We start from the raw sequence: 21,541 nt of genomic DNA on the forward strand, positions 1-21,541 counted from the left end.
TAAGAGGAAGGTATAAGAGGAAGGAATCATAATGGATAAAAGACAAAAAATACTCATTGTAGATGATGCAGAATTTAACAGGGAGATATTGAAGGAATTTCTGGGAGAAGCCTATAGCTATTTAGAAGCGGAAAATGGAATTCAGGCAATCCGGATTTTAGAAGAAAATCCGGAAATTGACCTGATGCTATTGGATGTTAATATGCCGCAGATGAACGGCTTTGAAGTTCTGGAATGGATGAACCAGCTCCATTGGATTGATGAAACTCCTGTTATTATGATTTCTTCCGAAGGATCTGTTGATGCTATGCGTAAAGCATATGAAATGGGAATTACAGATTATATCACACGTCCTTTTGATTCTGTTATTGTAAAGAAAAGGGTTCAGAATACCCTGGAACTTTATGCGAATCAAAAGCGTCTGATCAGTGTGGTTGTAGATCAGGTTTATGAAAAAGAAGAAAATAGTAGTATTATGATCAGAATATTGAGTAATGTACTGGGATTTCGTAACAGCGAAAGCAGCGAACATATTTTACATATTCGTACAGCAACGGAAATGATGTTGAGAAAGTTGGTAAAAACAACGGATGTCTATCATCTGACAGAGACGGATATTGCTATGATCACAACGGCATCCTCCCTTCATGATATCGGTAAAATTGGCATTCCGGAAGGAATACTGAACAAACCGGGCAGGTTGACTGATGAAGAGTTTAAGATCATGAAAACACACAGTGAAATAGGCGCATCACTGATCAGGGACATGAATTTCTCGGAAAGTAAACCATTGATTCATACTGCATGGGAAATCTGCAGGTGGCACCATGAAAGATGGGATGGGAAGGGCTATCCAGATGGTCTGAAAGGTGAGGAGATACCAATCTCCGCACAGGTAGTATCCATTGTTGATGTTTATGATGCGCTTACCAGTGAAAGATGTTATAAGAAAGCATTTGATCATGATACAGCGGTCAAAATGATCCTGGAAGGACAATGCGGACAGTTCAATCCGATTCTTCTTAAGTGCCTGAAAGAACTAAGCCTTCAGTTTTCCAAGATGTTTACGAATGAAACGGATGATAATAAACAGTACTATGAAGCACAGAGGCTCTCTGACGAAATACTGAAGGAAAAGTCTTTACCCCGTAAAAATTATTCGCAGCGTGTCATTGAGCTCATGCAGGAAAAGATAGAGTTCTTTAAAACGGACAGTGGCAAAATTTCCATTGAGTATAATGCAATTTCAGGCCGGATGACTATAATTAACGGTAACCGGAAGATACTGTGTCAAAGAGATGATTCGAAGTTTGATATATTCAAATTGTTTGAAGTAAGCAATGAAGATATTCAACATATCAGAGAGTTACTGGAGCAGACATCAATACAGAATAAAGAAATCTCATTGAAGTTGATGGCAAAGGTGGAAAATAAAAGGCAGATGTATGATCTTAAACTGCATACCTTATGGTCTCCTTTAAAGAAAGATGGATATATAGGAATTGTTGGATATATCTCTTGATTGGTGATATTATTTTGGGATATATCGAAATAAGAAGTATGTTGCATCAGTGGGAGATATTATAGATGAGAAAAAATAATTTCATGAATAAAATTATAAAGCTAAAAGGAAGTATATCGGCAGGGATAATACAAATTTTTGCCTGTCTTATTGTATATAAATTTAATATTCCAAATCCGAATATTGTGTTATTTGTTGTGCTTTCAGCGTCAATAGTACAATCCGGGTATTTGGCAGGGATAATAAGTGGTGTTATTGCTGTTTTATATTCAGCATTCTTTTTTTCCACAGATCACAGTTGGATCTTTTATACGCCGATTAATCGTGACAAGCTGTGCGTGATTGTGTTGGGAGTTATTTCTAATATTATTCTTGTCGGAAATTTACAAGAAGCAAATAGACAGGCAGAGCATAAGATTGCCAAACTTGAATCAGAGAAAAAACAAAAGAAGAAAGAGCTTGAGCAGCAGGATGAGCTGCGTAAAGCATTAATTGCAGCAGACGCTGCGAATCGGGCAAAATCTACATTTCTTCTTAATATGAGTCATGACATTCGCACACCACTCAATGGAATCATGGGTCTGCTAAAGATCAATATGGCACACAGTGATGATGAGGAACTTGTACGTGAAAATTACAAAGAAATGGAAAAGGCGGCAAACCATCTGTTATCTCTGATTAATGATGTCCTACAAATGAGTAAATTGGAGGATGGCAGGGAAGAATTATCATCAGAATTAGTCTGTTTACCTGATGTTTTCTATGATATGAAAGCTATTATAGATGGAAGTGCTCTGGATAAGGGAATTTCAGTGGATTTTTCAGAAGATAGTATTTGGGTACATCCGTACGTTATAACGAATCCGCTGTATTTGCGACAAATATTTTTGAATATATATGGCAACAGCATTAAATTTACAAATTCTGGTGGGAAAATTTCGACAAAACAGGAATGTATAGAAGAAAAGGATAATGTAATTACCTATCGATGGATAATTTCTGATACAGGAATTGGCATGAGCAAAGAATTTCTGAAACATATTTTTGAACCGTTTGCACAAGAAAGAGCTGATGCCCGGAGCAATTATCATGGAACCGGACTTGGCATGGCTATTGTGAAAAAAATGATTGATAAAATGGGAGGCACGATTTCTGTTACCAGCGAAGTGGGAAAGGGATCCACTTTTGTAGTTGAATTGCCTTTTGAAATGGGAGCTGCACCAGAAAAATCTAAGAAAGAAGAGGCGGATAAAGAGAATAGCATTCACGGTTTAAATCTCATGTTAGTAGAGGATAATGAGTTGAATGCCGAGGTTGCAGAAATACTTTTAGAAGATGAAGGTGCAATAATTACAATGGTTAATGATGGACAGCAGGCTGTCGAATTATTTAATAATAATCCGGTGGGTACATTTGATGCAATACTTATGGATATTATGATGCCGGTAATGGATGGATTGACAGCGACTAAAGCAATCCGGGCATTAAATCGACCAGATGCAGGAATAATTCCGATTATTGCAATGACCGCCAATGCTTTTGCAGAAGATGTACAAAGATGTTTAGATGCAGGAATGAACGCACATTTAGCTAAACCTTTGGATATTGAAAAAGTGAAAAAAACGATTTGTGAACATACAATTGAATTATATAATAAAGAGTAAAAGAATGTAATTACTCTGTCAGTAAATTGACACAAGTTGGCTGTAGAGTATAATTATAGTAAAAGTACAGCAGAAGCTGTCGCAAAGATATTTATAAAAATGTTGTGGGGGTATTGAACATTAATGAATGCAAAATTAAAATCTGGAAGCAAGCAAGCAAGCAAGCAAGCAAGCAAGCAAGCAAGCAAGCAAGCAACTGTAGCCTGGAGGGTGGGAGAAAGATGAAGAAGTGCAAATTAGTACAGAATATAAGAAATTTCAAATTTTGTTATTTTATATTTTGCACAATGATATGTTTGGTTGTTTTTCCTGTTTCCACATCTGCCCAAGAAAATTCTGATCATGTTATTCGGGTAGGATCTTTTGAGGAAACTTATAATGTAGTCAATGAAAAGGGAGAAAGAAGCGGCTATGGTTATGAGTATCTTCAAGATATTGCAGGTTATGCAGGATGGACATATAAATACATAACAAGTGATTGGAAAAACTGCTTTACACAGTTGGAAAATGGAGAGATTGATATTCTTGGTGGCATTTCCTATACAGACGAACGTGCTGAAAATATGCTTTTTTCCGATATGCCTATGGGGGAAGAGAAATATTACATCTATACGGATGCATCCAATATAGATCTTACAGCAGGAAATCTGGATTCTTTTGAGGGAAAAAATATTGGTGTGTTTAAAGATAATATAACGGAGGATGTGCTTAACGAATGGGAGTTAAAGTATGGTCTGCATATGCAGCATGTCAATGTTTCTAATACCGCAGAAGTTATGGACAAACTGTCGAAACATGAAATTGACTGCTTCGTTTCGGTAGAAGAATCCCGTTGGGAAGAATCGGATATTTCACCGCTTACAAGTATTGGAGAGACAGAAATCTATTTCGCTATAAATCCAGAACGTCCGGATATCAAAGAAGCACTGGATAGTGCTATGCGCAGAATCAAGGATGACAACCCATTTTACACAGATGATCTCTACAGGCGTTATCTTTCTGCACAGAGCAGCTCGTTTCTTTCAAAAGAAGAAAGCGAGTGGATCGGGCAGCATGGTGCAATCCGGATAGGGTATCTGAATCAGGATGGAGGTATCAGCAGTGTAGATCCATCAACAGGTAAACTGACAGGTGTTATTACAGATTATGTGGATCTTGCAGAAAATTGTCTGCAAGGTCAGACTCTGGAATTTGAATTAAATGGATATGATACAAGAAGTGAACTGCTTCAGGCATTGCAGGATGGAAAAATAGACCTGATTTTTCATGCAAACCAGAATCCATACTTTGCAGAAACAAATGGATTTGCTTTGTCGGATACGCTATTGACTCTCAATATGGCAGCAATTACGGCAAAGGATTCTTTTGATGAAAATAAAGAGAATATAGTTGCCGTTGAAAAAGATAATTTTGTATTGAAAGCATATCTTTCATACAATTATCCACAATGGGAGGTTATGGAATATGAGACATCAGATGCAGCAGTAAAAGCAATGCAGAAAGGGGAGGCAGATTGTATTGTAAGCAATTCAGGTACTGTTTCTGACTATTTGAAAAATAATAAGCTTCATAGTGTTTTCCTGACAAAAGAAGCCGATGTTTCATTTACTGTTCAGCAGGGAGAACCGGTTCTTTTGTCCATTCTGAATAAAACACTGACATCTATGCCTACAACTCAATTTTCAGGTGCGGTAGTTTCGTATAATGCTTCTTCACGAAAAGTTACGGCGAAGGATTTTATTCAGGACAATTTACTGGCTGTCTCACTCATAGTTGGAATCTCTATTTTGGTTGTCCTGTGTATAATTCTTGATTCTTTGAAAAAATCAAAACGTGCAGAAGAAAAATCCAAGAAGTCTGCTGAGCAAGCATTGAAGCTGAATCAGGAGCTTGAAGAAAAACAGCAGGAATTACAAAATGCACTTGTAGAAGCACAGAGTGCCAATAAGGCTAAGACTTCCTTTTTAAACAACATGTCTCATGACATCAGGACACCGATCAATGGCATTATGGGCATGCTTACGATTCTTGAGAAAAGCGGAAATGATGCTGAGCGGGCAAAGGATTGCATGAATAAAATACATGAGTCATCGAAACTGCTACTATCATTGATAAATGATGTTTTAGATATGGCAAAGTTAGAATCAGATACCGTGGTTTTTAGTGATGAATCCATCAATCTGGATCAGGTATGTCAGGAAATCACGGAGTCACTATCTTTTCAGGCAGAAGAAAAAGGACTTCATGTTATAGGAGAACATGATGATTACAGTGGTATATATGTTTGGAGCAATGCAGTTCATCTGAAAAAAATATTGATGAATTTGTTTACAAACAGTATGAAGTACAATAAGGTGAATGGTTTTATTTACATGAGTATGAGAACGATTGAAAGATCAGAAGATCGCATGACATGTGAATTTAAAATAAAAGATAATGGAATTGGAATGTCAGAAGAATTTATAAAAAATGAATTGTTTACTCCATTTGTACAGGCAGATAATTCCCCACGTTCTGATTATAATGGGACAGGTCTGGGAATGCCTATTGTGAAACAACTTGTAGAAAAGATGGGTGGAACCATAACAGTTGAAAGCAAGCTTGGTGAAGGAAGCTGTTTTACTGTAATACTTCCATTTAAAATTGATACGAATGCACGGCCGGAAGAAAAAGAAGATTTCAATGCAGATATATCAGGTGTCCGGATATTATTGGTTGAAGATAATGAGCTGAATGCGGAAATAGCAGAATTTATGCTGACGGAAAATGGGGCTAAAGTAGAAACAGTGAAAAATGGGTTAGAAGCTGTTCAGCATTTTGAAGCTTCCGAACCGGGAACATACGATGTTATTTTAATGGATGTCATGATGCCGGTTATGGATGGGCTTACTGCCACAAAAACAATAAGATCCCTGGAACGGCAGGATGCAAAAACAATCCCTATCATTGCTATGACTGCAAATGCATTTAGGGAAGATGCCGAAAGGTGTATGGAAGCAGGAATGAACGCACATCTTGCAAAGCCATTGGATGCGGAAAAAATGATTGTTGCTTTAAAAAAATGCATGGCAGATAATAGCGATGTAAAACTGCACGAAGATTTGTAGGAATAGAAAACAGAGCATATAGAGTTGTTATATGGTCTGTTTTTTTATTCCTTAGAAGAAGCAGGCTGTGAAAATCCTTATGTTTTTTGGGGACTGGAATAATTATATAAGGTATGTTAAAATAAAAGAACATATATTCGATTCTTGGACGATTGATGGAAGGCGGTGCATAGCATTGACAAAAGCAGAGAAGATAAGAAAGATTCAGGGAATACTGGAATTGAAGGATTCCCGTGGAGATCTGTATGTGGATCTGTTGAAGACAATGGGAGATCTGAAAACAAATTATGGGGATTATATGATTACGGAGCCGATTGACTGTGATGAAGAATTGGAACGAATTTCGGGTGCGGATTATGAGCTTTGTACAGCATTGCTGACAATGCTGCTGAGAGAAGATCATTTTTCCAATGGTTCTTTTGAACGGAGATTTGCTGACGGGCAGGTGCTTCCTGTTCTGGTGAGGATGAAGGATGTTTTGAGTGCAGGAGTGTGATTTTATGAAAGTCGGGGATACTGCATATATTGTGGAATCAAACAGGTATGTGAGAGAAGTGGAGATCCGCAGGTGTTCCGGCGGGATGTTCCTGGTACGTTTTACAGATACGGGCGGCGGAATACAGGTGAAGGTTCACAGGCTGTTTGCAACGAGGGAAGAGGCTGAGAAGAGTATTGAGAAAGCACCAGAGACAAAGAAGGTGCGAGGGAATCCGTATGACCGATGGTACTGAACGGATGGTAAAGTAAATAAATGCATTAGGGGAAACCTGTTGCTGTCTGTGGAGAGATCTGCAGATGACAGCAGGTCTATTTTTTTGTCCGGAAAGTCAAAAAATCAGAGACCAGGACTCCTTGGGCAGGGGAAGTGATCGAGTGTGCCGGTGGTCTTTTGGGGCTGCCGGTCTTTTTGTGCTATGGAAACCGCATAGGGGAAGGTGGATTTTGGGGCAGTTTTTTTGGTCGTTCTGCGAGTTGGCGCAGACTGATGATTCCGATATATTTTATGTACGGCAACCGTATGACGATGGGCAACCGAAATGAGGTGAAGAAAGGGAAGATGGCAGGACTATGTGACCCTTGTGACCTGCACCCCTTACGCGGTGAACACCCACAGGCTTCTGGTGCGCGGCCGCAGAGTGGAATACACAGGAGAAGAAAAGTCCAAAACCGTTTCCCAGCTTCAGCCTGCTGCAATGGCCAGAAGACTGGTAGATGTATGGCCCTGGTTCCTGTTTATGATGGCAGGCGGACACGTCCTCATCGAGGACATCCCCGGCGTAGGCAAAACCTCCATGGCTCTTGCCTTTGCCCGTGCCATGAACCTGACCCAGAACCGTGTCCAGTTCACCCCGGACGTTCTCCCATCCGACATCACAGGTATTTCCATGTACATAAAAGAAAAGGATACCTTCGTATACCAGCCCGGTGCAGTTATGTGCAACCTGTTCCTTGCCGATGAGATCAACCGTACCTCCGCCAAGACCCAGTCCGCCTTTCTGGAAGTCATGGAAGAGGGCACGGTAACCGTAGACGGCGTCACCCGCCAGGTGCTGGATCCCTTCGTGGTCATTGCCACTGAGAACCCTATTGGCTCTGCCGGAACCCAGATGCTCCCGGAGCCCCAGCTGGACCGTTTTCTCATCTGTATTCAGATGGGTTACCCTTCCAATGCAGACGACAGCATGGCAGATTATCTGCAGAAAAATTGTCCGTCTGTGCCAGACGAGGCCATCAGCCACCTGCAGGCCCTGATATTAAATGCCAGCTACGGTTTCCGTGAAGTAACAAAAGAAGACGTACAGTGGCTCAAAGCAATATTTAAACAAATTAAGCCATGAAGCAGTTGCCTCCCTATGAGCCAACAGCAAAGCCTGCCACGAATCAGACCGCAAAAGACAATAATATTCACTTAACCATGGTAAAGCGTTAAAAAACCAGTTGACAAACCTAACCCAGATTGCTATAATAACCTGCATGAACAAGGGCGTTCTTCAGAAGGGTATCTTTCTGAAGTGCGCCTTTTTTGTTTTTATAGGGATTTGTCCTACCGGACAGATCTTCCCAATGTTCAATCAGGATGAGGAAATAAAATGAAAAGGAGAGAGCACATTATGGGGAATTACACCAGAGACGAAGTGTTACAGATGGCAGAAGACGAAGATGTAGAGTTCATTCGCCTTCAGTTTACCGACATGTTCGGTACCTTAAAAAATATTGCGATTACCGCGAGGGAGCTCCCCCGGGCACTTGACAATGAGTATGTGGTAGACAGCTCCTACATTGCAGGAATCGCCGGAGAAAAGGAGCAGGATATGTATCTGCATCCGGACTACGATACCTTCACCATTCTTCCGTGGCGTCCGCAGCAGGGAAAAGTAGCCAGACTGATCTGCGATATCTACCGCTGTGACGGAACCCCTCTTGAGAAAAGCCCGAGATACATTCTGAAGCAGGTGGTTGATATGGCCGCAGAGGAAGGCTATATCTGCGAGGTAGACCCGGAATGTGAGTTTTTCCTGTTCCACACAGATGACAACGGAGTGCCGACCACACTGACACACGAAAAAGCCGGATATCTGGATATCAGCCCACTTGATCTTGGAGAAAATGCAAGACGTGATATGGTTCTGACTCTGGAGGATATGGGATATGAGGTAGAGTCTTCCCATCATGAGACTGCTCCGGCGCAGCATGAGATCGATTTCAAATTCACAGGAGCAAACGAGATGGCAGATTGTGTCATGACCTTCAAGATGGCAGTGCGTACCATCGCAAAGCGCCACGGTCTTCATGCAACCTTTATGCCAAAGCCCCGTGCAGAGGTAAATGGTTCCGGTATGCACATTCATTTCGCTTTATATAAAGACGGCAAAAATATTTTTGCAGATCCTTCCGATGTAAACGGACTCAGCGAGGATGCTTATCATTTTATCGGCGGACTTCTGGCACACAGCCAGGAGATGGCAGCCATCACCAATCCTCTTGTAAATTCCTATAAGAGACTGGTACCTGGCTACGATGCGCCGACGGAGCTGACCTGGACAAAGAACAACCAGAACTCCCTGATCCGTATTTCCAATTTAAGAAAAGACAGCCTTGCCATTGAGCTGAGAAGCCCGGATGCAGCTGCAAATCCATACCTTGTTTTTGCAGTGTGCGTGGCAGCAGGACTGGATGGAATCCATCATAAGCTGTACCCAACCAAAGCATCTGACCGTTCTTTTTCCGAGTCCGATCAGAAGGCAATGAATATTGGAAATCTTCCGGAGAACCTGTACGATGCACTTGTGCATTTTGAAAACAGCACCTGGATCCAGTCCATTCTTGGAAAGAAGTTCTGCGAAGAATATGCAGCAGCCAAGAAAGAAGAATGGCTGAATTATATGCGACAGGTAAGTGAATGGGAAATCAGCGAATACCTGTACAAGATTTAAGATGAAGAGAGTGGCACTCATATGAACAGCAGCATTGTAATTGCATTACCGAAAATAGATGACGCAAAGAAAATACGTACCATATTGAATCGGCACGGTTTTCCGGTAGCTGCGGTATGTTCAACTGCTTCAACAGCACTTGCCAGCATGAGTGAGCTGGACAGCGGTATCCTGATCTGCGGATACAAGCTGCCGGATCGGTATTACCGGGATGTGCTGGACGATCTTCCTCCCTGCTTTGAAATGCTTCTGCTGGCATCCGGAAGGGTGATCGCAGAAGCACCAACCTCCGTTTTGACTGTGGAAATGCCTATGAAGGCAAGTGATCTGGTAAACACAGTGGACATGATGCTTTCCCAGATCGAACGGCGGCTGCGCAGGGAGAAAAAGAAGCCCAAAGCCCGCTCCTGGAAGGAACAGAATTATATTTCCAATGCGAAGCTTCTTCTCATGGAACGAAACCATTTAAGCGAAGAGGATGCGCATCGGTATATTCAGAAATGCAGTATGGATTCCGGTACCAATATGGCAGAGACAGCACAGATGGTTCTGATGCTGTTGTATGACGAAGTATAGAAAGAATTTTGAAATGGAGGATGAGGAAATGGAGTTTTTGGATGGAAGCTGGAAAAAAGAAGTGAGCAGCTGGGATGCACTGATGGGAGAGGAACTTCTGAATCAGGAAGCCATCCTGGAAGGTGCCATTCACAGTATCCGCAACATGGGTGATGTTGCGTTTGTGATCATCAGAAAAAGAGAAGGTCTGTTCCAGACAGTATTTGTAAATGAAGAAGTAAATTTCTCCATTCACGACCTGAAGGAAGGCATGACCGTAAAAGTAAAAGGAATTGTAAATGAAGAAGAAAGAGCCCCTCATGGCAGAGAACTCCGCATCCGTGAAATCCAGGTGTTATCCGCACCTGCAGAGCCTCTTCCTCTTGCCATTGACAAATGGAAATTAAATACTTCCCTGGAAGCCAAATTAAATTACCGTTCCCTTTCCCTCCGAAATATTCAGGAACGCGCCAGATTCAAGATCCAGGAAGCCCTGACAAGAGTGTTCCGCGACTATCTCTATGAGAATGGCTTTACCGAGATCCATACCCCGAAGATCGGTGCCAGAGGCGCAGAGGGCGGCGCAAACCTGTTTAAATTAAGCTATTTCCACAAGCCGGCGGTACTGGCTCAGAGCCCCCAGTTCTACAAACAGATGATGGTGGGTGTTTTTGACCGGGTATTTGAGACCGGACCTGTTTTCCGCGCAGAGAAGCACAACACAAAGAGACACTTAAACGAATACACAAGCCTTGACTTCGAGATGGGCTATATTGACAGTTTCGAGGAGATCATGGCAATGGAAACCGGATTTTTACAGTATGCCATGAAGCTTCTGAAGGAAAACTATGGGAAGGAGCTGGAAATCCTGAAGGTACAGCTTCCCGATGCATCCAAAATCCCGGCAGTCCGCTTTGATGTGGCAAAGGAGCTGGTGGCAAAGAAATACAACCGCCAGATCCGCAACCCATTTGATTTAGAGCCGGAAGAGGAAGCCCTGATCGGTCAGTACTTCAAGGAAGAGTATGACGCAGACTTCGTATTTGTTACCCATTATCCTTCCAAGAAGCGTCCTTTCTACGCAATGGACGATCCGGAAGACACCAGATTTACCTTAAGCTTTGACCTTCTCTTCCACGGCCTTGAGATCACCACAGGAGGACAGCGAATCCACGATTACAACGCCCTTCTGAAAAAGATCGAGGACAGAGGCATGGAGACAGAAGGAATGGAACAGTATCTGGATACCTTCAAATACGGTATGCCGCCTCATGGCGGTCTTGGAATCGGCCTGGAGCGTCTCACCATGCAGCTTCTTGGTGAGGAAAATGTCCGCGAAGCATGCCTGTTCCCAAGAGATCTGAACCGTCTGGAGCCGTAACAAATATTTCAGGAGGATGAGGAAATGGCAAAACAGATAGATGACGAAACCATGGAAAATGTCTGCATTCTTGCAAAGCTTTCCCTGACAGAAGAGGAGAAAGAAAAGGCCAAAAAGGACATGCAGGACATGCTGGATTATGTAGATAAACTGGATGAACTGGACACCTCTGGCGTAGAGCCCATGTCCCATATTTTCGGGGATCAGAACGTATTCCGTGAGGATGTGGTTACAAACGGCGACAACAGTAAGGAGATGCTTGCAAACGCGCCGAAAGCCAAAGAAGGACAGTATCAGGTTCCAAAGACCATAGGATAGGAGACATTCACATGGAATTATCGAAATTAACAGCCTTGCAGCTGGCTGATAAAATAAAAAAACATGAGATCAGTGTCCTGGACGGGGTAAAAGAGGTCTTTTCCCAGATTGAGGAAAAGGACGGACAGATCCACGCCTACCTGGACACCTACAAAAAAGAAGCCTATGCCCGTGCAAAAGAGGTGCAGAAAGGCATTGACGAGGGAATCTACACAGGCCCTCTTGCCGGCGTTCCCATTGCGGTAAAGGACAACATCTGCGTACAGGGAAAGCCAACCACCTGCGCGTCTAAGATCCTGGAGGGCTTTGTTCCCCAGTATCAGGCAGAGGTTATCGACCGTCTTGAGAAGGCGGGAATGATCATTATTGGAAAAACAAATATGGATGAGTTTGCCATGGGAAGCACCACAGAAACTTCTGCTTACGGTGTCACCAGAAACCCGTGGAACAAAGAACATGTTCCTGGCGGTTCCTCAGGCGGCTCCTGTGCGGCTGTGGCAGCAGGGGAGGCTTATCTGGCACTTGGCTCTGATACCGGCGGTTCCATCCGTCAGCCAAGCTCCTACTGCGGCGTTACCGGCCTGAAGCCAACCTACGGTACCGTTTCCCGTTACGGCCTGGTTGCCTACGCCTCCTCCTTAGATCAGATCGGTCCTGTGGGAAAGGATGTGGCAGACTGTGCAGCGCTTCTGGAAGTGATTGCAGGCCATGATCCAAAAGACAGTACTTCCATAGACAGACATGATCTTGACTTTGGAAAAGAAATGACAGACAAGATCGCAGGAATGAAATTCGGCGTGCCCAAGGAATATCTGGCAGAGGGACTTTCCCCGGATGTAAAGGATGCTTTTATGGAGACGTTGAAGGTGCTTACCCAGATGGGTGCTATTGTGGAATTTTTCTCCGTAAAGACTATGGAGTATATGATTCCTGCTTATTATATCATTGCCAGTGCGGAAGCAAGCTCCAACTTAGAGCGTTTTGACGGCGTGAAATACGGCTATCGTGCTGCTGAGTATGACGGCCTTCACGACATGTACAAGCGCACCAGGACAGAGGGCTTCGGTGAAGAGGTAAAGCGCCGTATCATGCTTGGTTCCTTTGTTTTAAGCTCCGGCTACTATGATGCCTATTATCTGAAAGCACTGCGCACAAAAGCCCTGATCAAGAAAGAATTTGATGAGGCATTTGAGAAATATGACGTTCTTCTTGCGCCGGCTGCTCCGTATACAGCACCGAAGCTTGGGGAAAGCTTAAAGGATCCTATGGCAATGTATCTTGGCGATATTTACACCGTTGCCGTAAACCTGTGCGGCCTTCCGGGAATTACCGTTCCCTGCGGAAAAGATAAAATCGGTCTTCCAATCGGAATCCAGATGATCGGTGACTGCTTTATGGAGAAAAAGATTCTCCGCGCAGCCCACGCTTATGAAAAAGCAAGAGGAGATTTCGGAACACCAGAAGAAGGAGGCAGGGAAGCATGAAACAGTATGAGACCATAATCGGACTGGAAGTCCATGTAGAGCTTGCCACCAGAACCAAGATTTTCTGCGGCTGTTCCACTGCGTTTGGAGGAGCACCCAATACCCACACCTGTCCGGTGTGCACCGGTATGCCAGGCTCCCTTCCTGTATTAAATAAAAAGGTGGTAGAGTTTGCCCTTCGCGCAGGACTTGCCACAAACTGCAGCATCAACCAGTACTGCAAGTTTGATCGTAAAAACTATTTTTACCCGGACAACCCGCAGAACTATCAGATTTCCCAGCTGTATCTGCCAATCTGCCATGATGGCTTTGTAGAAATTGAGACAGAAGCAGGAAAGAAAAAGGTGCGGATCCATGAGATGCATATGGAGGAGGACGCAGGTAAGCTGATTCATGATGAGTGGGAGGACTGCTCCCTGGTGGATTACAACCGAAGCGGCGTTCCGCTGATCGAGATCGTTTCTGAGCCGGATATGAGAAGCGCAGATGAAGTAATTGCTTATCTGGAAAAGCTTCGCTGCACCATGCAGTATCTGGGCGTTTCTGACTGTAAGCTTCAGGAGGGCTCCATGCGTGCCGATGTCAACCTTTCTGTCCGTGTGGCAGGAAGTGATACGCTTGGAACCAGAACAGAGATGAAGAATCTGAACTCCTTCAAGGCCATTGCACATGCCATTGAGGGAGAACGAGAGCGCCAGATCGAGCTTCTGGAAATGGGCAGAAGCGTTGTCCAGGAAACCAGAAGATGGGATGACAACAAGGAATCCTCTCATGCAATGCGTTCCAAAGAGGATGCCAAGGATTACCGTTACTTCCCGGACCCGGATCTTCCTCCAATCCATATTTCTGATGAGTGGATTCAGAAGATCAGGGAAGAGCTGCCGGAGTTCCGCGAGGAAAAAGCAGCCCGCTACCAGGAGGAATTCGGCCTTCCGGAATATGATTCCAGAATCCTTACAGAGTCCAGACATCTGGCTGCTTTGTTTGAGGAGGTTGCCGGTCTTTGCGGCAATCCGAAGAAGGCGGCAAACTGGTTTATGGTGGAAGTGCTTCGCCTGATGAAGGACAAAGGAGTGGAAGCTGAGAAGGTAAGATTTACCCCGCAGCACCTTGCAGACCTTCTGGAAATGGTGGACAAGAAACAGATCAGCCCTCAGAATGCGAAGAAAATATTTGAAAAAGTATTTGACGAAGATATTGATGCCGTTGCCTATATCGAAGAGCATGGTCTGAAGATCGTGGAGGATACCGGACTTCTTACCAGCACCATCAGCCGGATCCTGGATGAGAACCCGGGACCGCTGTCTGAACTTCTTGGCGGCAAGGAGAAGGTTATGGGCTTCTTCGTAGGCCAGATCATGAAGGAAATGAAGGGCAAGGCCAACCCGGCAAGCGTGAGAGAGGCGCTGCTGGCAGAGGTTGAAAAGAGAAAATAAAGATGCTTATGCTTCGGATGCAATGAAATTATGCAATGGCATGGTTTCGCGCCGGGGCTTATAAGCGTTTTGGGATTGACATTAAGAAAAAAGTATATACAATAATTAGTTAAGACGAACTATACGAGGAGGATAATGAAATGGTTACCGTAAATCATAATTACCTGAGATTACCGGGAAGCTATCTTTTTTCTACCATTGGAAAAAAGGTGCGTGCATATAAAGAATTAAATCCGGATAAAGAAGTGATCAGCCTTGGAATTGGAGATGTAACCCAGCCGCTGGTTCCGGCGATTATCGAGGCGCTTCACAATGCGGTGGAGGAGATGGCCCATGCGGAGACTTTCCACGGCTACGCTCCGGATCTTGGCTATGAATTTCTGAGAAATGCCATTGCAAAAAACGATTATCAGGACAGAGGCTGTGACATTAAGGCTGATGAGATTTTTGTTTCTGATGGTGCCAAAAGTGATTCCGGGAACATTCAGGAAATTTTCGGAACAGACAATAAAGTGGCTGTGTGTGATCCTGTTTACCCGGTGTATGTGGATACAAATGTAATGGCTGGGCGCACAGGAGAGTATAATACTGCCCGTGAGAATTTTGACGGCGTGATTTACATGCCCTGCAGCAAGGAAAACGGATTTTTACCGGAGCTTCCAAAGGAAGTGCCGGATCTGATCTATCTTTGCTTCCCGAACAATCCTACAGGCTCTGCCATCACAAGGGATGAGCTGCAGAAATGGGTGGATTATGCAAACAAAAACGGCTGCGTGATCATCTATGATGCTGCTTACGAGGCGTATATTTCCCAGGACAATGTGCCGCACAGCATTTATGAGTGTGAGGGTGCAAGAACCTGTGCCATTGAGCTTCGCAGCTTTTCCAAGAATGCAGGCTTTACAGGAGTTCGTCTTGGCTTTACCGTGATTCCGGATGAGCTTGTAAGAGATGGTGTTTCCCTTCACAGTCTCTGGGCAAGACGTCACGGCACCAAATTTAACGGAGCTCCTTACATTGTGCAAAAGGCAGGGGAAGCCGTTTATTCTGAGGCTGGAAAGGCACAGCTGAAGGAGCAGGTTGGCTATTATATGCGAAATGCAAAGCTGATCCACGATGAACTGGAAAAGGCAGGATTTTCTGTTTCAGGGGGTGTGAATGCGCCGTATATCTGGCTGGAAACTCCGGACAAAATGACCTCCTGGCAGTTTTTTGACTATCTTCTGAAGGAGGCAAATGTGGTTGGCACTCCAGGCTCCGGCTTTGGCGCTCACGGAGAGGGCTTTTTCCGTCTGACTGCCTTTGGCACTTATGAGAATACACGGAAAGCCATTGACAGGATCAAGAGTTTGTAATTATAATTGAAGAAAGCTGACAGGGCGTATCTCTGGCTGGGACAGTGGATTGGATGTGATCGCTGTTCCGGGGCTGGGGGTACGCTTTTTATGTAATAGGAAATTCCGTTGGAATCTCCTATTACATAAAAGCCCTACCGGGCAGGATCGCACTGCAGCGGAAAGGTAGATGTCGCTTGAGGCGACCCGCCGCAGGCGGAGAATCCTGCAAAGCAGGATTCTTTCTTGTCGGGGGCTTTGCGAAAGATAAAGGAGGATTTTGGTTATGAAGATCAGTCGGATTGAGCATATGTGTGAGGGTAACGGACATGTGATTATTAAGGAACTGCTGGATGAGAAGCAGCTGAATGGAAAGTGCGGGCTTTATGCGGAGGTGACTCTGGAGCCGGGATGTTCTCTGGGATTCCATATGCATTATGGGGAGAGCGAGACTTACTATATTCTTACCGGAGAGGGCGAGTATAATGACAACGGCACTTCCTGGAGACATGTGAAGGCTGGAGACATTACCTTTACCCCAGACGGAAGAGGCCACGGCCTTGCAAATACTGGAAACACCGATCTGGTGTTTATGGCACTGATTATCAAAGACTGAAATAAGATAGAAATGAAGGAATTGGAGTTTGGAAATGAACAGTACAGCTGAGAAATTACTTACATTTATTAAAGAGAGTCCTACTGCGTTTCAGGCAGTGGAGATGATGAAGAAAAGATTTGGGGAAAATGGATTTACAGAGCTGAAGGAGGATGAGCACTGGGAGCTGGTAAATGGCGGGAAGTATTTTGTGACCCGGAATCATTCTGCTGTCATTGCGTTTACGGTGCCGGAGGCTTCCAGCGATGTATTTCACATTATTGCAAGCCACAGTGATTCTCCGTCCCTTAAGATCAAGGAGAATCCGGAGATGGTGGAGAACGGGTATGTGAAGCTGAATGTGGAGCTTTATGGAGGTGCCCTTCTGGCACCCTGGTTTGACAGACCCCTTTCTGTGGCTGGACGTGTGATCGTGAAGGAGAACGGACAGATCTGCGAGAAGCTGGTGACAGTGGACAAGGATATGCTGATGATTCCCAATCTGGCCATTCATATGAACCGTGAGGCGAACAGCGGATACAAGTACAATGTGCAGAAGGATCTGCTGCCTCTTTACGGACTGGAGAGCGCAAAGGGAACCTTCTTTAAAACTGTGGCAGAAGCTGCTGGCGTTGCAGAAGAGGAGATTCTGGGACATGATCTGTTCCTTTACAACCGTATGCCTGGTACCATCTGGGGCGGCGAGGAGGAATTTGTTTCTGCTCCCAGACTGGATGACCTGCAGTGTGCTTTTTCCTCTATGGAAGGCCTGATCGCAGGAAAAAATGAGAAGAGCATCTGCGTACATATGGTAATGGACAATGAGGAAGTGGGAAGCGGTACCAAGCAGGGAGCTGCCTCTACTTTCCTTCGGGATACGCTGCTTCGCATTAATCTGGGACTTGGCAGAAGCTATGAGGATTATCTGATTTCCCTGGCAAAGAGCTTTATGATCTCTGCGGACAATGCACATGCCATCCATCCTAATTATCCGGAGAAGGCAGATCCTGTGAACCGTCCTCATATCAATGGAGGAATTGCGGTGAAGTACAATGCAAATCAGAAGTACTGTACAGATGGAATTTCTGCAGCAATGTTTAAGGATCTTTGTAAGGAAGCGGGAGTTGCGTGCCAGGTTTATGTGAACCGTTCCGATGTGGCAGGAGGCTCTACCCTCGGAAATATTTCCAATACGCAGGTTGCCTTAAATACCGTGGATATCGGGCTTCCCCAGCTGGCTATGCACTCTCCTTATGAGACTGCAGGTGTGAAGGATACCTGTGATTTCGTGAAGCTTGCGGAGGTGTTTTATGCCTGATTTCCATAAAAAAGCAGTTTTCTTCGATGCAGACGGAACCATCTGCGACATTGAGAAAGGGACTCCCGCAAGTGCGGTGGAAGCCATTACAAAGCTGGTAAACAACGGACATGAGGCATGGCTGTGCACAGGAAGAAGCCGTTCCTTTGTGCCGGATTACCTGGAGAAAATCCCCTTTACCGGGATGATCACGGCATGCGGCTGCACCATCGAGAAAAACGGGGAGCGCCTTTTCAACAAGGAGATGACTCCGCAGCAGGCATGGCATTCTGTGGAGGTGCTGCGCAGATACGGCATGGTTCCGGTGATGGAAGGCGCGGATTTTATGTACTATGATAAGGACGAGTATCACACAGGAGTTAACTGGTATGCGGATCTGATCACGAAAGCACTTGGAAATAAATGGCGCCCTATCAAAGGCTTTGAGCAGGATCTTCATATCAACAAGGTCAGCTCCAAGATCCTTCCGGGAAGCAGCCCGGAGAAGGCATGTGAAGAACTGGCAGATTACTATGAGTTTATCGGACATGTGGGAGAAGGACTGGCGGGAGATACCATTGAGATGATTCCAAAGGGATTTTCCAAGGCAGTGGGAATTGCTGCTGTATGCCGGATTTTTGACATTGCCCATGAGGACACCATCGTGTTCGGGGACAGCAACAACGATCTTTCCATGTTCGAATTTGCCCAGACCAAGATTGCCATGGGAAATGCAGCGCCAGGGATCAAGGAACTGGCAGATTATGTGACCAGCGATATTTTCCACTACGGAATCCGAAATGGGTTAGAGCATTTGGAATTAATTTGAGAAAATATTAGGTTTAATGATGAGATTTTGCGAGGTGTTTTTAAGTGGACAAAGTTCACAGAAAACACAAGAAGCTTGACGTGAAATTATGCTTTGCATGATTTTTCAAACACGCTCTAGTGTACGCGACTCAAAAGAAAGGTTTAGGATTTAGAATGCCGGAAAATACAAAGTACCAGCGCAGATTTGAACCATACGAGAAAGAACTGATCGAAATACGCCGCCATCTTCATAGACACCCGGAGCTGGGCCTGCAGGAATTTGAGACCTCGGCGTTTATCCGTGATTATCTGGAAAAACTGGGCTATCGACTGACTAAGGTAGAACCTACAGGATGGATTGCAGAGCACCCCTGCCAGGACACTGCCGCCTTTGCAGACAAAAAGCAGGTAGTGCTCCGGTCGGAGATGGATGCCCTTCCCATACAGGAGCAGACCGGACTTCCCTTTGCATCTGAGCGAGAAGGCGTCATGCACGCCTGCGGCCATGACGGGATTGTGGCAACGGCCCTGATCCTGGCGAAAATCCTTGCAAAGGAGAAAGAGCAGTTTCCTGTAAAGGTGCGGTTCCTTTTTGAGCCTGCGGAAGAGATTGGAGAAGGGGCGAAGAGAATGTTGTCTGCTGGGGCCCTTGAGCCGAAGCCGGATGCCTTTCTGATGTTCCACTATGCAGTGGATATGCCCTTTGGAATGGCGGTTCATGAAGGACAGGCGTCAGCCATGATCAACGGCATGGAAATCCGGGTTCACGGAAAGTCCAGCCACTGGTGCCAGGCATCCCAGGGAATCGACAGCATTTATGCCGCCTCGCTGGTGGTGCAGGCGCTTCATGACCTGAACGAAACCTATCAGGGAAAAGGTCCCTGTCTGGTGGGAATCGGAACCTTTCATGGCGGGGAGTATTCCAATATTATCACGGATCTTGTGACCCTGCGGGGAAACATCCGGGCTGCCTATGAAGAGGACTATCAGGCTTTGGATGAGAAAATGCAGGCAGTTTTGCAGGAAATTGAGAAGCGTACCGGAACCAGGATTGAGATCGAATATCCTAAGCCTGCGGTGCTTCCTTTTGCCAATGATGCCAGCCTTACCCGGATTGCCGCTGCCGCCGGGAAAAAGGTATTTGGGGAACATTTTATCCTGGAAGATGAGAACCAGCTGTTTTTGTCCGGGGATAATGCCTACAGGTATTTCCAGAAATCCAGGGGACTTTTCAGCGTATTTCTCGCTGGGCTTCCAGGAAAAACTTATCCCCTTCACCATCCCAAATTCCAGATTGACGAGGCGGTGCTGCCTTATAGTCTGGAAGCTTTGTACGAAATCCTTGCGGGAATTTCCAGGGAAGAAGAGAACTGATTCGGCAAAGAGAAACCAATGGGGTCGGCAGCTGTGGGAGTACGCTCTGGCGCGTGCTCCCAAAATCATTCCAGCAATCTGCACGCCCCGTTTTGCGGTATATGAAAATGCAGATAAGTCAATATCGAGATAAGAAAAGCCTGTGCATGTATAGCTCAATGATACATGCACGGGCTTTTTGATAATATTGTTATGAAATAACACCTAGATTTAAAAATATTCTGTTTTCTATGTTATTAAATCAGCCCCAGACTTCTGCAGATAAACAGCCATCCTGTAAGTGTAAAAGAACTGAGCAGGGTGGTGAGCATGATCACGCTGGAAGAAAAGGAACCCTCATGTCCCATGTTTTTCGCCATAATGTAGCAGGTCACTGTGGTGGCAGAGCCAAGCATGATCAAAATGGAAACCAGCTTGTCATGGGTGAACCCAAGATGGATGGCAATAGGAAGGAAGATGGCGCAGAATCCAACCAGCTTCAAGAAAGTACATGCAATGGTCGCCTTCGGCCGTGAAAATACTTTTCCAAAATGAAGGGCACCGCCCATTGCCATAAGACCAAGAGGCGTCGCTGTTTTTCCCAGATTGTTTACTGTATTGTAAAGAATGGTTGGAAGGGGCAGGCGAAGCATTGACCACACAAGCCCTGTCACAATTCCCAGAATGATCGGGTTGGCAGCAATTCCTTTCAGGGTCCTCATAACCATCTGCCGGCTCATCCCATGGCTTCCCGGCTTCAGAAAGGAAAGCACCGCAACTGCCATCACGTTGTAAAGAGGCACGCTGGCAATGATCATAAGCGGAGCCATTCCCACGTTCCCGTAAAGGTTCTGGATAATAGCCATTCCCAGAATGGCGGCGCTGCTTCTGTAGGAGGACTGTACGAATTCCCCCTGGATATCCCTGGGCTTCAAAAGGAAGGAAAGCCCAATGGAAATGGCGATGCTGCAAAACGTAGCCACAAAGCAGAAGACGACCATTTTGGTGTCCCACACTTCATAGAAATCTGCCTCTGCAATGTTCAGAAACAACATGGCAGGCAGGGCAACCTTAAATGCGAACTTGTTCATCTGGGACACAAAGGAGTCATCATAAAGTCCAATTCTCCGAAAAAGATATCCCAGCATTAAAGTTATAAAAATAGGGATAGTAGCATTAAGACAAAAAACCAGATTTTCCATAATCAAAAACACCTTTCTGAAATTGCCGCAATAAAGTGCGAAATGTTAC

17 protein-coding genes and 1 pseudogene are annotated in these 21,541 nt (G+C 44.9%); 17 read left to right on the top strand and 1 reads right to left on the bottom strand.

Annotation, left to right across the window (positions count from 1 at the left end; genetic code table 11):
• Window positions 1-31 precede the first annotated feature (31 nt).
• The 17 genes and pseudogenes from DWZ38_RS20455 to DWZ38_RS20540 all read left to right on the top strand — a co-directional run bounded on the left by DWZ38_RS20455 (window position 32) and on the right by DWZ38_RS20540 (window position 20,311).
• A complete protein-coding gene (locus DWZ38_RS20455) occupies window positions 32-1,522 on the top strand; it encodes an HD domain-containing phosphohydrolase (protein ID WP_117855117.1) in 1,491 nt (496 codons plus the stop codon).
• A gap of 65 nt (window positions 1,523-1,587) precedes the next feature.
• A complete protein-coding gene (locus DWZ38_RS20460) occupies window positions 1,588-3,186 on the top strand; it encodes an ATP-binding protein (protein ID WP_117855120.1) in 1,599 nt (532 codons plus the stop codon).
• Window positions 3,187-3,473: 287 nt separating this feature from the next.
• Window positions 3,474-6,293, top strand: coding sequence for a transporter substrate-binding domain-containing protein (locus DWZ38_RS20465; RefSeq protein WP_243000447.1), 2,820 nt, complete (start codon window positions 3,474-3,476; stop codon window positions 6,291-6,293).
• 175 nt (window positions 6,294-6,468) lie between these two features.
• The gene (locus tag DWZ38_RS20470) at window positions 6,469-6,789 is read left to right on the top strand and encodes a DUF6508 domain-containing protein (RefSeq protein ID WP_021925407.1); all 321 of its coding nucleotides are present in this window, start codon (window positions 6,469-6,471) and stop codon (window positions 6,787-6,789) included.
• A gap of 4 nt (window positions 6,790-6,793) precedes the next feature.
• Window positions 6,794-7,024, top strand: coding sequence for a hypothetical protein (locus DWZ38_RS20475; RefSeq protein ID WP_021925408.1), 231 nt, complete (start codon window positions 6,794-6,796; stop codon window positions 7,022-7,024).
• A 504-nt stretch (window positions 7,025-7,528) separates the two neighbouring features.
• Window positions 7,529-7,960 (top strand): annotated as a pseudogene (locus DWZ38_RS20485) (AAA family ATPase); the annotation flags it as partial.
• A 444-nt stretch (window positions 7,961-8,404) separates the two neighbouring features.
• Complete coding sequence (gene glnA / locus DWZ38_RS20490) at window positions 8,405-9,727, top strand: type I glutamate--ammonia ligase (RefSeq protein ID WP_021925410.1); 1,323 nt, start codon at window positions 8,405-8,407, stop codon at window positions 9,725-9,727.
• A gap of 21 nt (window positions 9,728-9,748) precedes the next feature.
• Complete coding sequence (locus tag DWZ38_RS20495; protein WP_021925411.1) at window positions 9,749-10,303, top strand: ANTAR domain-containing protein; 555 nt, start codon at window positions 9,749-9,751, stop codon at window positions 10,301-10,303.
• Between the two features lie 28 nt (window positions 10,304-10,331).
• Window positions 10,332-11,663 (top strand): aspartate--tRNA(Asn) ligase, encoded by a 1,332-nt coding sequence (gene aspS / locus DWZ38_RS20500; protein WP_117855152.1) that lies wholly within the window; start codon window positions 10,332-10,334, stop codon window positions 11,661-11,663.
• Between the two features lie 24 nt (window positions 11,664-11,687).
• On the top strand, window positions 11,688-11,981 hold the full coding sequence (gene gatC, locus DWZ38_RS20505; RefSeq protein WP_117855125.1) for an Asp-tRNA(Asn)/Glu-tRNA(Gln) amidotransferase subunit GatC: 294 nt from the start codon (window positions 11,688-11,690) through the stop codon (window positions 11,979-11,981).
• 11 nt (window positions 11,982-11,992) lie between these two features.
• Window positions 11,993-13,465, top strand: coding sequence for an Asp-tRNA(Asn)/Glu-tRNA(Gln) amidotransferase subunit GatA (gene gatA, locus DWZ38_RS20510; RefSeq protein WP_117855127.1), 1,473 nt, complete (start codon window positions 11,993-11,995; stop codon window positions 13,463-13,465).
• A complete protein-coding gene (gene gatB / locus DWZ38_RS20515) occupies window positions 13,462-14,901 on the top strand; it encodes an Asp-tRNA(Asn)/Glu-tRNA(Gln) amidotransferase subunit GatB (RefSeq protein ID WP_117855129.1) in 1,440 nt (479 codons plus the stop codon). Before gatA ends, gatB begins: the two co-directional genes overlap by 4 nt.
• A gap of 140 nt (window positions 14,902-15,041) precedes the next feature.
• Window positions 15,042-16,256, top strand: coding sequence for an LL-diaminopimelate aminotransferase (locus DWZ38_RS20520; protein ID WP_021925416.1), 1,215 nt, complete (start codon window positions 15,042-15,044; stop codon window positions 16,254-16,256).
• A 265-nt stretch (window positions 16,257-16,521) separates the two neighbouring features.
• Window positions 16,522-16,851 carry a cupin domain-containing protein gene (locus DWZ38_RS20525; protein ID WP_021925417.1) on the top strand — a complete coding sequence of 110 codons (330 nt, stop codon included), beginning with the start codon at window positions 16,522-16,524 and terminating at the stop codon, window positions 16,849-16,851.
• Between the two features lie 34 nt (window positions 16,852-16,885).
• Complete coding sequence (locus DWZ38_RS20530) at window positions 16,886-18,148, top strand: M18 family aminopeptidase (protein WP_021925418.1); 1,263 nt, start codon at window positions 16,886-16,888, stop codon at window positions 18,146-18,148.
• Window positions 18,141-18,956, top strand: coding sequence for an HAD-IIB family hydrolase (locus DWZ38_RS20535; RefSeq protein ID WP_021925419.1), 816 nt, complete (start codon window positions 18,141-18,143; stop codon window positions 18,954-18,956). The genes DWZ38_RS20530 and DWZ38_RS20535 overlap by 8 nt, the downstream gene beginning before the upstream one ends.
• Before the next feature lie 155 nt (window positions 18,957-19,111).
• Window positions 19,112-20,311 (top strand): M20 family metallopeptidase, encoded by a 1,200-nt coding sequence (locus tag DWZ38_RS20540; protein ID WP_117855131.1) that lies wholly within the window; start codon window positions 19,112-19,114, stop codon window positions 20,309-20,311.
• Window positions 20,312-20,547: 236 nt separating this feature from the next.
• Here the strand turns inward: DWZ38_RS20540 and DWZ38_RS20545 are convergent, their stop codons facing one another.
• Window positions 20,548-21,492, bottom strand: coding sequence for an AEC family transporter (locus tag DWZ38_RS20545; protein WP_117855134.1), 945 nt, complete (start codon window positions 21,490-21,492; stop codon window positions 20,548-20,550).
• Between the last annotated feature and the right edge of the window lie 49 nt (window positions 21,493-21,541).

Source organism: Ruminococcus sp. AF31-8BH (assembly GCF_003460605.1).
GTDB lineage: Bacteria > Bacillota > Clostridia > Lachnospirales > Lachnospiraceae > Blautia_A > Blautia_A acetigignens.

Bases quoted from the DNA above. Each gene is read 5' to 3' on its own strand.
- DWZ38_RS20545 (WP_117855134.1), bottom strand. From the start codon at position 21,492: ATGGAAAATCTGGTTTTTTGTCTTAATGCTACTATCCCTATTTTTATA.
- DWZ38_RS20455 (WP_117855117.1), top strand. From the start codon at position 32: ATGGATAAAAGACAAAAAATACTCATTGTAGATGATGCAGAATTTAAC.
- DWZ38_RS20460 (WP_117855120.1), top strand. From the start codon at position 1,588: ATGAGAAAAAATAATTTCATGAATAAAATTATAAAGCTAAAAGGAAGT.
- DWZ38_RS20535 (WP_021925419.1), top strand. From the start codon at position 18,141: ATGCCTGATTTCCATAAAAAAGCAGTTTTCTTCGATGCAGACGGAACC.
- DWZ38_RS20465 (WP_243000447.1), top strand. From the start codon at position 3,474: ATGATATGTTTGGTTGTTTTTCCTGTTTCCACATCTGCCCAAGAAAAT.
- DWZ38_RS20525 (WP_021925417.1), top strand. From the start codon at position 16,522: ATGAAGATCAGTCGGATTGAGCATATGTGTGAGGGTAACGGACATGTG.
- gatC (WP_117855125.1), top strand. From the start codon at position 11,688: ATGGCAAAACAGATAGATGACGAAACCATGGAAAATGTCTGCATTCTT.
- DWZ38_RS20520 (WP_021925416.1), top strand. From the start codon at position 15,042: ATGGTTACCGTAAATCATAATTACCTGAGATTACCGGGAAGCTATCTT.
- aspS (WP_117855152.1), top strand. From the start codon at position 10,332: ATGGAGTTTTTGGATGGAAGCTGGAAAAAAGAAGTGAGCAGCTGGGAT.
- glnA (WP_021925410.1), top strand. From the start codon at position 8,405: ATGGGGAATTACACCAGAGACGAAGTGTTACAGATGGCAGAAGACGAA.
- DWZ38_RS20530 (WP_021925418.1), top strand. From the start codon at position 16,886: ATGAACAGTACAGCTGAGAAATTACTTACATTTATTAAAGAGAGTCCT.
- gatA (WP_117855127.1), top strand. From the start codon at position 11,993: ATGGAATTATCGAAATTAACAGCCTTGCAGCTGGCTGATAAAATAAAA.
- gatB (WP_117855129.1), top strand. From the start codon at position 13,462: ATGAAACAGTATGAGACCATAATCGGACTGGAAGTCCATGTAGAGCTT.
- DWZ38_RS20540 (WP_117855131.1), top strand. From the start codon at position 19,112: ATGCCGGAAAATACAAAGTACCAGCGCAGATTTGAACCATACGAGAAA.
- DWZ38_RS20495 (WP_021925411.1), top strand. From the start codon at position 9,749: ATGAACAGCAGCATTGTAATTGCATTACCGAAAATAGATGACGCAAAG.
- DWZ38_RS20475 (WP_021925408.1), top strand. From the start codon at position 6,794: ATGAAAGTCGGGGATACTGCATATATTGTGGAATCAAACAGGTATGTG.